The following is an 11,792-nucleotide window of genomic DNA, read 5'->3' on the forward strand; positions in this document are numbered from 1 at the left end:
GTGAGCACGCCCGGACAGCCTGTCGACGCCCGCGCCCTGGTCCAGCAGGCCATCGAGGCCCTGCGCAAGGGTGACCCGGCGACCGCCCGCGACCGCTTCCAGCAAGTGATCGCTTCGGGCGTCGCCGACGCCTCGGTCTGGCTGGGTCTGGCGCTCGCCCTGCGCGGCACCAACGACAAGGAGGGCAGCCTCGTCGCCATCGAGCAGGCGCTGAAGCTGGAGCCGCGCAACATCCGCGCCCGGGTGATGAAGGCTGACCACTACGCCGAACTGGGCGACGCCCGCGCGGCCTCGGCCTTCTACGCCTCGGTGGTTCGCGCCGCCCCGCCCCCGGAGCAGTTGCCGCCGGAACTGCGCAACGAAGTCGCCCGCGCCGAGGTGATGAGCCGCCGCTACGCCGCCGACTACGAGGTGTTCCTGCGTGACCGCCTGTCCGGCCTGGCCTTCGCGGACGACAGCGCCTTCGCCCAGTCGCTCGACCTGATGCTGGGCAAGAAGCAGATCTATCTGCAGCAGCCGAAGCACTTCTACTTCCCGGGCCTGCCCCAGACCCAGTTCTATGACCGGGCGCAGTTCCCCTGGCTCGACGCGGTCGAGGCGGCGACCGACGCGATCCGCGCCGAGTTGCTCGAGGTGATGAAGGACCACGCCGCCTTCACCCCCTATCTGGAAAGCCGCGCGGACCGGCCGTTCCAGGACGTCCACGGGATGCTCGACAACCCGGACTGGAGCGCCTTCTACCTGTGGAAGAACGGCGAGCCGGTCGCCGACAACATCGCCCGCTGCCCGAACACCATGGCCGCCCTGGCCGGCGCGCCGCTGGCGCGGATCAAGGGCCGCACGCCGTCGGTGCTGTTCTCGCTGCTGCGGCCGGGCGCGGTGATCCCGCCGCACCACGGCTTCGTCAACACCCGCCTGATCTGCCACCTGCCGCTGATCGTGCCGGAGGGCTGCGCCTTCCGGGTCGGCAACGACACCCGGCCCTGGCGGGAGAGCAAGGCCTGGCTGTTCGACGACACGATCGAGCACGAGGCCTGGAACCGCAGCAGCGAAACCCGCGTCATTCTGCTGTTCGACGTCTGGCGCCCGGAACTGTCCGACGAGGAGCGCGCGCTGGTCGCCGCCATGTTCGAGGCCATCGACGACTACGGCGGCGGGGGCGGGGAGTGGAGCGTGTGAGACTATTTGCCGGCCGTAGAAGGCGCGGCAAATGAACGCCGTTTCCTTTGTCCGGGAACGGCTCTATATGACCAATCCAACATCCCGCCCGGCCGAAAGGCCGGGCGCCGTCGTATCTGGAGCACGACATGTCCGACCAAATCCTGATGCCGAAGGCGACCGCCGTCTGGCTCGTGGACAACACCTCGCTGACCTTTGAGCAGATCGCCGACTTCTGCGGCCTGCACCGTCTGGAAGTCCGCGGCATCGCCGACGGCGAAGTGGCGCGCGACATCCGCGGCGCCGACCCGATCGCCAACGGCCAGCTGAACCGCGAAGAGCTCGACAAGGCCGGCGCCGACCCCAAGTACCGCATGGTCGCCCAGAAGAGCCGTCACGCCGAGCTGCTGAAGCCGGTCAAGAAGGCCCCGCGCTACACGCCCGTGTCGCGTCGTCAGGATCGTCCGGACGCCATCAAGTGGTTCGTCACGCACCACCCGGAAGTGACCGACGCCCAGATCGCCCGCCTGCTCGGCACGACCAAGTCGACCATCGAGTCGGTCCGCACGCGCGGCCACTGGAACAGCGCCAACATCAAGGCGGTGGACCCGGTGACGCTCGGCCTGACCACCCAGATCGACCTCGACGCCCTGGTGCGCAAGGCCGCCGACAAGAAGGCCAAGGACGACGCCCGCAAGGGCATCGTGGCTCCGGACGGCGCGACCCTGAAGGCCGCCGCTGAAGTGGAAGCCGAGCCGGAAGTCGAGACCGACGAGGAAATGGCCGGTCACGTCGACCTGAAGAACGTCTTCCAGGATCGCGACGACGACGACGGCGACGAGGACTAGTCAGTCCGGTGGGGACATGGGCTTCCGTCTGTGTCCCCAGCCGCTGTGTCCCGACCGCAGGGATAGCCACGCTTCGCGAAACAGTCCCTGTTCCGCGCTATCCGGGTGTCAGATCACCCCGACGAGCCGGGCCGTCTGGTAGCCCGCGAGCAGCAGCACCAGCACGCCGACGGCGCAGGTCAGGATCCTGACCGGCACGAGGCGGACCACGTAGCCGGCCAGCGGCGCGGCCAGCAAACCCCCGACAATCAGTCCGCCGACCGCCGTCGCATGCGACGCCAGTTCGCCTGCGTCCTGCCAGTGACCCGTCAGCAGAGCTGCGAGGAAGGTGGCGGAGATGGTGGCGGTGACGAAGAATTCGGCCGTGTTCGCTGTGCCGATGCTCTGCCGCGGCTCCGCGCCGGCGCCGACCATCGTGCTGGTCACAGTGGGACCCCAGCCGCCGCCGCCGACCGCGTCAAGGAAGCCGCCGACAACGCCGAGCGGCCCGCTCAGACGCACCGGGAAGGGGCGCGCCGCGACGGTCCGCCAGGCCCGGTACAGGATCGCCACGCCCATCAGCGCCAGGTAGCCGGTGATGAACGGCTTGAGGACATTGCCGTCGATGGAGGTCAGCACGAAGGCGCCCGCGGCGCCGCCGATGCAGCCGCCGAGGGCCAGCGGCGCAAAGAGCTTCCAGTTGACGTTCCGGTTCACCGCATGGGAGCCGGCCGAGGCCGCCGTGGTGAACACCTCGGCGGCATGGACGCTGGCCGAGGCCATCGCCGGCGGGACGCCGAAGGCCAGCAGCACCGTCGATGAAATAACGCCGTACGCCATGCCCAAGGCCCCATCGACGGACTGGGCCAGGAAACCGACGAGAAGGAACAGAAGAAACACTTCCATGAGCCGCGCTCCGATTGAAGGGCGACTCTAGATTTAAAGCCTACCAATCCGACAGGGATAAAATCTTTAAAGGTATCCAGCGGCGCTCATCGGCCCCGTGTCACGACGATTGTCTTGATCGGGCCAGCACACGCTCATGGCGCAAGGGAATTTGAGAACAAAGCCTGCCCGCGCCTCGCCCCATGGTGGGGGCGAGGCTGGACAATCGCACTGGCCCTTCAGCCGACCGCAGCCGGCTGTCCGGTTAGTGCACCTGCAGACGCAGGGATTCGATTTCCTCTTTCAGGCGCAGCTTTTGTCGCTTGAGTTCCTTGAGGCGGAGCTCATCCGCCGAAGGCCGTCTCATCTCGTCGTGGATCAACCGCTCGAGAGTCTGATGACGATTACCAAGTTCGCGAATGCGAGCATCCAGCGCCATTCCTCGGCTCCTCTTCTGTGACAACAGGATTGAACACCCGTCTCAGGCGAGAGTCAGATCACAAAGGGTTGCGCTTGGTGTCGCAGGCGTTGCGGGCTTTCCCGCGTTCATGTGTGCGCGTAGAGGGTTGGGGAGATGGCTGAAAACGCGCGAAAAAAACTTGTGGTGGGAATCTCCGGGGCGTCCGGCGTGGCCTACGGCCTGCGGACACTCGACGCCTGCCGCGAGCTGGGAGTCGAGAGCCACCTGATCCTGTCGAAGGCGGCGGTCCTGACCCTGACGCAGGAAACCGACCACACGCTCGCCGAGGTCAACGCCATGGCGGACGTGGTGCACAAGGTCGGCGACGTCGGCGCCTCGGTGGCTTCCGGCTCGTTCCGCGCGCTGGGCATGATCATCGCACCCTGTTCGGTGCGGACGATGAGCGAGATCGCCACCGGCGTGACCTCCAGCCTGCTGACCCGCGCCGCAGACGTGACGCTCAAGGAGCGCCGGCCGCTGGTGCTGATGGTCCGCGAGACGCCGTTCCACCTGGGCCATCTGCGGACCATGGTCCGGCTGGCCGAGATGGGCGCGACCATCGCCCCGCCCTTGCCGGCCTTCTATGCCATGCCGCGGTCCATCGCCGAGATGATCGACCAGTCGGTCGGCCGCGCGCTCGACCTGTTCGGCCTCGACTGGAAGCCGGTCAAACGCTGGGGCGAGGACCTCGATCCGATCGTGAGTGGACAGTGAGCCTCTGGACCTGGACACTCGCCGCCTACGATCGACCGGGCGTGCCCGAGGCGACGCTGGCGTTGCAGGATGAGCACGGCTTCAACACCGCCTATCTGCTCTGGGCGGTCTGGGCCGACCCTGATCGCGAGACCCTCGCCAACGGTGTCCAGACGACCGTGCTGTGGGACGAGACGGTGCTCTGGCCGCTGCGCAACGTCCGGCGCGCGCTCAAGGGCCATCGTCCGCCGTTCGCCGACGCGCCGCGCGAAGGTCTGCGCGAGGACGTGAAGGCGGCCGAACTGCGCGCTGAACGGACTCTGATGGAGACGCTGGAGTCGTTCGGCCCCGCGGCGACGAATGTCGACGTCATGGCGACCCTGACCCGCGCGGCGATGGCCTGGTGTGGCCAGGCGCCGGCCGCGCCCCTGAAACGCCTCGCGGAAGCTCTGGCGTGACGCGAACGCCGGCTGTATTTTCACCGGCGGTGAGGGAGCGCGCAGACCATGAATGACGACGATGGGCTGTACGTCATGCCCAACATGGAGGTGCGCGGCCGCCTGATGGAGCTGCGCCAGCGGCACCAGGATCTCGATGCCGCCGTCGCCGCCCTGATCGAAAAGCCGCTGCCTGACCAGCTCCAGATCGCCCGGCTGAAGAAGCAGAAGCTGATCCTGCGCGACCAGATCACCAAGCTTGAAAACCAGCTGACCCCCGACATCATCGCGTAGATCTTGTGATAGCCTCCCCGAAACAGACCCTGGGGAGGGACGACCGATGAACCTCGAAACCATCTTCTCCGTCATGAGCATGCTGGCCATGGCCGGCTGGATCTGTCTGGCGCTGGCGCCGTTGCGCCGGCCTGTACTGATCGCGGCGGCACGTGTGATCGCGGCGCTGCTGAGCGTGGCGTATGTCGTCCTGATCTACCGCGGGCTGACGACGCCGGGCGGGCCCGAGGGCGGCGGCTTCGACTCGCTGGCCAAGGTCATGATCCTGCTGTCGGTCCCGGCGACCATGCTGCCGGCCTGGATCCATTTCCTCTGTTTCGACCTGTGGGTCGGGACATGGGAGGCCGAGGACGCGCCGAAATCGGGCGTGCCGCACTGGCTGATGCTGCCGGTCTTCTTCCTGACCTTCATGTATGGCCCGGCCGGCCTGCTGCTCTATCTCGTCCTGCGCGCTGTCGCCGGGCGGATGAAGCCGAAAGCGGCCTGATAGAGGATCCTCCCCATCGGGGGAGGTGGCCCTGCGTAGCCTTGGCGAAGCAGGGACGGAGGGGGGCCGCTCCGGTCTCGGGTGACCCCCTCAGTCGGGTTCGCTGACAGCTCCCCCAAGGGGGGGGGAGCATCCAGAGCGGCGCTATCAGCTCTTCGGCGTCACCTTGGCCGCCGTCGCCTTCGCTTCCGTGATCGTCATGATCTGGCCGGTGAAGTAGGGGCTCTGGCCGTTCTTCTTCAGGTAGGCGTCGAAGTCCTGCAGCAGCTTGATCGCTTCGTCATGCTTGCCCTGCTTGACCAGTTGCTGGGCGAGCGTGCCACGGACGTCGACGAGGTTGGGCACCAGCTCCAGCGTCTTGCGATTCCATGTGATGGACTCGTCGGCCCTGCCCAGAGCGTCAAGGCTGATGGCGTAGCCGGCGAACAGGTCGTAGGTCCCCGCGCCCTCCTTCAGCACCTGAACGTACTGAGGAACGGCGATGGCGTGCTGTCCGGACCTGGTCAGGGCGATGGCGTAGATTGCGCGGGTGTCGGTCTCGGTCGGATAGAGCTTGAGATAGCCGTAGTAGTTCAGCGCGGCGCAGCGGTAGTCCCGGTCGCGGTAACAGGCCTCAGCGTCGGTCTTGCTGGCCGGCGCGGGCGCGGGCGGCGCGGCCTTCTCGCACCCGGCAAGGGCGAGAACCCCGATCAGGGCGGCGTAAGCGAGCTTCATCGACATTCCCCCGTAGCGATGCAGGCAGTCCACAACGCTACAATGGCGATGGGTTTCAGATAAAGCCGTCATGGACGAGGGGACAGGCACTGAAGTGCATGTCCCCGCGCCTCACCAGCTGTCCACCCAGCGCCGCGCCGGCTTCGTCCGGGCCGGGCAGCTGTCGAGGCCGCGGGTGATCCAGCGGCGGGTCTCGGCGGGGTCGATCACCGCGTCGATCTCGAGCGCGGCCGCCATGCTGGTCGCCTTGCCGGCGGCGTAGAGCCGACCGACCAGCTGCTCGAACAGGGCCTTGTTCTTCTCGGGGTCGGTCTCGGCGGCCAGCTCCTTGCTGTAGCCGAGCCGCACGGCGCCCTCGAGGCCCATGCCGCCGAACTCGCCGGTCGGCCAGCTGGCGATGAACACCGGGGCGTGGAAGCCGCCGCCGGCCATGGCTTGGGCGCCGAGGCCGTAGCCCTTGCGCAGGACGATGCAGAACAGTGGCGTTCCCAGCTTGGCGCCGGCGATGAACTGTCGGCTGACGCGGCGCACGGCGCCGGCGGCCTCGCTGTCCGGCCCGACCATGAAGCCCGGCGTGTCGCACAGGCTGACCACGGGCAGGTCGAAGGCGTCACAAAGCTGCAGGAAGCGCGCGGCCTTCTCGGCGCCGTCACAGTCGATGGCCCCGCCCAGATGCCGCGGATCGTTGGCTATCAGCCCCATCGGCCGGCCCTCGATCCGCACGAAGCCGGTGATCATGCCGGCCGCGAAGCCGCGCCGCAGCTCCAGGAAACTGCCCGCGTCGGCCAGGGTCTCGATCAGCGGCCGGATGTCGTAGACCCGCAGGCGGTTCTCGGGGATGGCCCGGCGCAGATCGCGCTGGTCAGGCGCGGTCCAGTCGGCGAGCCGTCCCTGGAAGGTCGACATGGCCTGTTTGGCCAGGGCCGTGGCGTGCGCCTCGTCGTCGGCGAGGATGTCGATCACCCCGTTGGCCCATTGCACGTCGCTGGGGCCGATGTCGTCCGGCTTGAAGACACCCAGGCCGCCGCCCTCGATCATCGCCGGACCGCCCATGCCGAGGTTGGAGTCCCTGGTGGCGATGATGATTTCCGAAAGGCCGGCGATGGCCGCGTTGCCGGCGAAGCAGCGGCCGGCGACGATGGCGATCTTGGGCATCTCTCCCGACAGGGAGGCGAACTTGCCGAAGGTGGTGACATCGAGGCCCGCGACCCCCGTGCCGTCGGTGTCGCCCGGCCGGCCGCCGCCGCCCTCGGCGTACCAGACCAGCGGCAGCTTCTGGTCCTCGACGATGTGCAGCAGACGGTCGGTCTTCTTGTGGTTCATGTGGCCTTGAGTGCCGGCCAGGACGGTGAAGTCGTAGCTGAGCGCCGCGACCCGTGCCTTTTCCGGCGGGAACAGATGGCCGTTGATCGCGCCGATGCCGGCGATCAGGCCGTCGGCGGGCGTGGCCTTGATCAGGTCTTCCAGCGTCCGGCGGCGGCGCTGGGCCGCGATCGTCAGGGCGCCGTATTCGATGAAGCTGCCTGGATCGAGCAGGTCGTCGATATTCTCGCGCGCCGTGCGGTGGCCGGTCTTCCGGCGTTTGGCCACGGCTTCGGGTCGGTTGGCGTCCAGGGTGAAGGCGTGCCGGTCGATGACCTCCTGCAGGTCGGGCCGAATGTGGTCGGGGTCGACCAGCGCCGCCTCGGCCGCCGCGTCGGCGGCGACGTCGGCGGGTTCGAGGAACAGGATCGGCTGGCCCTTCATCAGGGTCTCGCCCTTGCTCGCGGCGATGCGCACCACCCGGCCGCCCTCCGGGGCGGTGACGACGTGCTCCATCTTCATCGCTTCGAGGATGGCGACGGTCTGGCCGGGCGCCACCAGGTCGCCCTCGGCGACCTCGATGACGCCGACGGTCGCCTGCAGCGGCGCCGTGATGTCGATGGCGCCGTCGAGGCTCTCGAACGCCGCCTCCGGACTTCCGGGCGAGGCCTCGACGATCCGGGCCTCCGGCGCCGGCAGTTTCGCGAGCAGTTCGGGCAGGCTGGTTTCCAGGAAGCGCGTCGTCGCGGTCCCGCCGGTAACCGATGGTTCGGCCAGCACGGCGCGCAGCAGCGGGGCGTTGGTCTCCACGCCGTCCAGGCGGAACTCGCCCAGCGCGCGGGCCGTCCGGGCGCAGGCGGCGATCATGCTCTCGCCCCGACCGATAACCTTGGCCAGCAGGCTGTCGTAGGCCGGGCTGGTGACGTAGCCGGCATAGCCGTAGCCGTCGACGCGTACGCCCGGACCGCTCGGCGGCTCATAGACGGCCAGCCGTCCGCCGCCGGGCAGGGTCGAGCCATCGGCGGTCAGGGTCTCCAGGTTGACCCGCGCCTGCACGGCGAAGCCGCGCGGCTTCGGCGCCTCGGTCAGGCCCAGCTGGACGAGGGTCCTGCCCGCCGCCAGCTCGAACTGGGTCCGCACCAGGTCCAGCCCCGTGACCTCCTCGGTGACCGTATGCTCGACCTGCAGCCGGGCGTTGGTCTCGATGAAGGCGAAGCCGCCCTTGCTGTCGACGAGGAACTCGACGGTGGCGAGGGTGCGGTATTTCACGGCGGCGCAGAGCTTCTCCGCCGCCTCGTGCAGCGCCTTGCGCAGGGGCTCGGGCAGGATCGCCGGAGCGCTCTCGACGAGTTTCTGGTTACGCCGCTGGACCGAACAGTCGCGGTCACCGACCGCCAGTACGGCGCGGCCGTCGGCGACGATCTGCACCTCGATGTGACGGGCCTGGTCGACCAGCCATTCGGCGTAGACCGCGCTGTCGCCGAACGCCGCCTGTGCTTCTCGCGCACAGGCGGCCAGGGCGAACTCGATCTCCGCCTCGGTCCGCACGATGCGCATGCCGCGCCCGCCGCCGCCGGCCACGGCCTTGAGCATCATCGGGCCGTTCTTCCTGAAGAAGGCCTTGGCGCCGGTCAGGTCGATGGGGCCCGTGCCGGCCAGCACCGGAACCTTGGCCTTGGCCGCCAGCGCGCGGGCCTTGGCCTTGTCGCCGAACAGCTCCAGCGCCTCGGGGGCGGGGCCGATGAAGGCGATCTTCGCGGCGGCGCAGGCCCGGGCGAAATCGGCGTTCTCCGACAGGAAGCCGTAGCCCGGATGGATCGCATCACACTTCGCCGCCTTCGCCGCGGCGATAACCCCGTCGATGTCGAGGTAGGCCTTCACGCCGGAGCCGTTCAGGGCGACGGCTTCGTCCGCCGACCGGACGTGCAGCGAGGCGGCGTCGTCCTGCGCATGGATGGCGACGCTGACGATCCCCAGCTCCGCCGCGGCCCGGGCGATCCGGATGGCGATCTCGCCGCGGTTGGCGATCAGCACGCGCTTGAAGCTCAAGGGAAACCTCCGTCGGCTCATACGGCCGTTTGAACGCACCATAGCGTCCCGGCTTGACTCTCCAACCCCGCAGCGCGAGAACAAAAGTAGAACATTGGAGAACAGTCATGCCGGCGTCGCGGCTCGCCCGCCTCGCGGCCGTGAAGGGCCAGATCGCCGCTCTGGAAGCGGGGACTCGGACTCCATCCGCGGTTCTGCCGTTCGGCGACGCCCGCGTCGACGACTGCCTGCCGGGCGGGGGTTTGCCGCTGGGCCGCTGGCATGAACTGACCGGAAGCGGGATGGAAACGGAGACCGGCGCAGCCACCGCCGGCTTCGCCGCCCTGCTGGCGTTGCCCCTGACGGCGCAGGGGGCGGTGGTCTGGATCCTGCGGCGGGACGATCTCTATGCGCCGGGTCTGGAGACGCTGGGCTTTCCGGCCCGACGGCTGATCCAGGTGCGGGTCCGCGACGAGACCGCAGCCCTGATGGCCCTGGAGGACGCGCTCGGCTCGGCCGGCGTCGCGGCCGTGGCCGCCGAGATTGAGGACGTCGATCTGACCGCCGGCCGCCGGTTGCAACTGGCCTGCGAGAAGCACGGGGCGACCGGGTTCGTGATCCGCAGACGGCCGTTTGGCGGCGCATCCCGCAAGGCTACGACCGGCTCGGCGGCTTCCACCCGCTGGCGGGTCAGCGCCGCGAGCAGCGATCCGCCGCCGGGCGAACCGGGACTGGGGCCGCCCCGCTGGACCGCGGCTCTCGAACGCTGCCGGGGCGGTCGTCCCGGCGAATGGACCTTTGAATGGCGGCAGGAGGCTGACCATGGCTCGCATCCTCTCGCTGTGGCTTCCGGACTGGCCGGTGACGGTGTGGCGGCGGAAGACCGCGTCCGCCTCCGGGCCTGATCCCAAATCCGCTCATCCCGGCGAAGGCCGGGACCCGGGTGTTTTCGGGACAGGTCAGGCTGGCTCGGGCAGGTCAGAAAAAGCCTGGGTCCCGGCCTTCGCCGGGATGAGTGGTGATAAAAATCCCCTGGCCCTCCTCATCACCGAGCACGGAACCCGCCGCCTCCACGCCCTGGACGCCGCAGCCCGGGCGCTCGGCCTCTATCCCGGCCAGAAGGCCACGGACGCCGCCGCGCTGGTTCCCGAACTGCAGACCCACGACGCCGACCCCGAGGGCGACGCGGCGGCCCTGAAGGCGCTGGGCGACTGGTGCGTGCGGTTCTCGCCCGCCGTGGCGCTTGACGGGACGGACGGCCTGTTCCTCGACATCACCGGCGTCTCCCATCTGTGGGACGGCGAGGCGGCCATGCTGGAGGACCTGCTGGCCCGGCTGGCCGCCAACGGCATCCGGGCCCAGGGCGCGGTCGCCGACACCGCCGGCGCGGCCTGGGCCCTGGCGCGGTATGGCGAGGGCCCTGTGGTGATCCCGTCGGCCGGCCAGTCCGCTCTCCTGGCCCCCCTGCCGGTGGCCGCCCTGCGGCTGGACGCGGCCGCCACCGCCCAGCTTCCGCGCCTCGGCCTGACCCGCATCAACCGTCTGCTAGGCCTGCCGCGCGCGCAGCTGACGCGGCGGTTCGGGCCGCTGGTGGTGCGTCGGCTGGACCAGGCCCTCGGTCACGCCGAGGAGGCGCTGGTCTATCGTCGCCCGCCCACGCCCTGGTTCGACCGGCTGGCCTTCGCCGAGCCGATCAGCCAGCTGGATGACCTGGTCCGGGTCGCCGGCGACATCGCCGAACGGCTTTGCGAGCGGCTGCGGACGGAGGCGCGCGGCGCGCGGCGGTTCACGCTGACCTTCCACCGGCTCGACGGAAAGGCCTTCCCCGTCAGCGTCGGCCTCTCGACCCTGGGCCGTGACGCCCGCGCCCTGACCCGGCTGTTCGCGCCGAAGCTGGAGACCATCGATCCGGGCTTTGGCATCGAGATCGTGACTCTGACGGCCGACGGGGTCGAGCTGGTCTCCGCCGCCCAGGGCCAGCTCGACAACAGCCGCGCGGCGATGGCCGAGGAGGGGCTGACGGCGCTGGTCGACCGGCTGAGCAACCGGCTGGGCGAGGCCCAGGTCTGGCGCGCCGAGGTGTTCGAGAGCCATGTGCCCGAGCGCGCCGTCCGCGCCGTCGCGCCGATGACGCCGGCGGCCGCCACGCGCTGGAGTCCGGACCGGCCAAGACCCCTGCGGCTGCTGGCGCATCCCGAGGCGATCACCGCCGTGGCCGAACTTCCCGACGAGCCGCCGGTCGCCTTCACCTGGCGCGGCCGACGCCATCGGGTGCGACTGTCGGAAGGCCCCGAACGCATCGCGGAGGAATGGTGGCGCAAGCCGATCGACGAGGTCAGCACGGGCCTGGTCCGCGACTATTACCGTGTCGAGGATGATGCCGGCGGCCGGTACTGGATCTTCCGCGCGGGTCTCTACGGCGACCCGGCGGTCACGGTGCGCTGGTGGCTGCACGGGGTGTTCGCGTGACCTCTCCCCTTTGCCGGGATGAACGGGTTTGGGGGGGC

At 69.4% G+C, this 11,792-nt stretch carries 12 protein-coding genes; 8 read left to right on the top strand and 4 right to left on the bottom strand.

Annotated features, from left to right (window positions below):
- On the top strand, nucleotides 1-1,179 hold the full coding sequence (locus AC3WJT_RS16935; RefSeq protein ID WP_492344308.1) for an aspartyl/asparaginyl beta-hydroxylase domain-containing protein: 1,179 nt from the start codon (nucleotides 1-3) through the stop codon (nucleotides 1,177-1,179).
- Between the two features lie 128 nt (nucleotides 1,180-1,307).
- Nucleotides 1,308-2,006 carry a DUF1013 domain-containing protein gene (locus AC3WJT_RS16940; RefSeq protein ID WP_492344309.1) on the top strand — a complete coding sequence of 233 codons (699 nt, stop codon included), beginning with the start codon at nucleotides 1,308-1,310 and terminating at the stop codon, nucleotides 2,004-2,006.
- Between the two features lie 108 nt (nucleotides 2,007-2,114).
- On the opposite strand, the gene AC3WJT_RS16945 is transcribed toward AC3WJT_RS16940, so the two are convergent.
- Nucleotides 2,115-2,891, bottom strand: a complete 777-nt coding sequence (locus AC3WJT_RS16945) for a sulfite exporter TauE/SafE family protein (RefSeq protein ID WP_492344310.1) — start codon at nucleotides 2,889-2,891, stop codon at nucleotides 2,115-2,117.
- A gap of 244 nt (nucleotides 2,892-3,135) precedes the next feature.
- Nucleotides 3,136-3,309 carry a YdcH family protein gene (locus AC3WJT_RS16950; RefSeq protein WP_492344311.1) on the bottom strand — a complete coding sequence of 58 codons (174 nt, stop codon included), beginning with the start codon at nucleotides 3,307-3,309 and terminating at the stop codon, nucleotides 3,136-3,138.
- A gap of 135 nt (nucleotides 3,310-3,444) precedes the next feature.
- On the opposite strand from AC3WJT_RS16950, the gene AC3WJT_RS16955 reads away from it, so the two are divergent.
- From AC3WJT_RS16955 to AC3WJT_RS16970, 4 genes are read left to right on the top strand one after another with little or no spacing between them, the layout of a single operon-like run.
- Nucleotides 3,445-4,044, top strand: coding sequence for a UbiX family flavin prenyltransferase (locus AC3WJT_RS16955; RefSeq protein ID WP_492344312.1), 600 nt, complete (start codon nucleotides 3,445-3,447; stop codon nucleotides 4,042-4,044).
- Nucleotides 4,041-4,481: a TIGR02444 family protein gene (locus tag AC3WJT_RS16960; protein ID WP_492344313.1), complete on the top strand. Its 441-nt coding sequence runs from the start codon at nucleotides 4,041-4,043 to the stop codon at nucleotides 4,479-4,481. Before AC3WJT_RS16955 ends, AC3WJT_RS16960 begins: the two co-directional genes overlap by 4 nt.
- A 48-nt stretch (nucleotides 4,482-4,529) precedes the next feature.
- Complete coding sequence (locus AC3WJT_RS16965) at nucleotides 4,530-4,754, top strand: YdcH family protein (protein WP_492344314.1); 225 nt, start codon at nucleotides 4,530-4,532, stop codon at nucleotides 4,752-4,754.
- A 46-nt stretch (nucleotides 4,755-4,800) separates the two neighbouring features.
- Nucleotides 4,801-5,241, top strand: a complete 441-nt coding sequence (locus AC3WJT_RS16970) for an ABA4-like family protein (protein WP_492344315.1) — start codon at nucleotides 4,801-4,803, stop codon at nucleotides 5,239-5,241.
- A gap of 147 nt (nucleotides 5,242-5,388) precedes the next feature.
- Here AC3WJT_RS16970 and AC3WJT_RS16975 read toward each other — a convergent pair whose 3' ends face one another.
- Nucleotides 5,389-5,955: a hypothetical protein gene (locus tag AC3WJT_RS16975; protein WP_492344316.1), complete on the bottom strand. Its 567-nt coding sequence runs from the start codon at nucleotides 5,953-5,955 to the stop codon at nucleotides 5,389-5,391.
- A gap of 111 nt (nucleotides 5,956-6,066) precedes the next feature.
- Nucleotides 6,067-9,306 (bottom strand): acetyl-CoA carboxylase family protein, encoded by a 3,240-nt coding sequence (locus AC3WJT_RS16980; RefSeq protein ID WP_492344317.1) that lies wholly within the window; start codon nucleotides 9,304-9,306, stop codon nucleotides 6,067-6,069.
- A 107-nt stretch (nucleotides 9,307-9,413) separates the two neighbouring features.
- Here AC3WJT_RS16980 and AC3WJT_RS16985 point away from each other — a divergent pair, with 107 nt between their 5' ends.
- Together AC3WJT_RS16985 and AC3WJT_RS16990 are read left to right on the top strand one after the other, a co-directional pair.
- The gene (locus tag AC3WJT_RS16985) at nucleotides 9,414-10,190 is read left to right on the top strand and encodes an ImuA family protein (protein ID WP_492344318.1); all 777 of its coding nucleotides are present in this window, start codon (nucleotides 9,414-9,416) and stop codon (nucleotides 10,188-10,190) included.
- Between the two features lie 106 nt (nucleotides 10,191-10,296).
- A complete protein-coding gene (locus tag AC3WJT_RS16990; RefSeq protein ID WP_492344319.1) occupies nucleotides 10,297-11,754 on the top strand; it encodes a DinB/UmuC family translesion DNA polymerase in 1,458 nt (485 codons plus the stop codon).
- Nucleotides 11,755-11,792 lie beyond the last annotated feature (38 nt).

Source organism: Caulobacter sp. FW305-C-30-S16 (assembly GCF_058783025.1).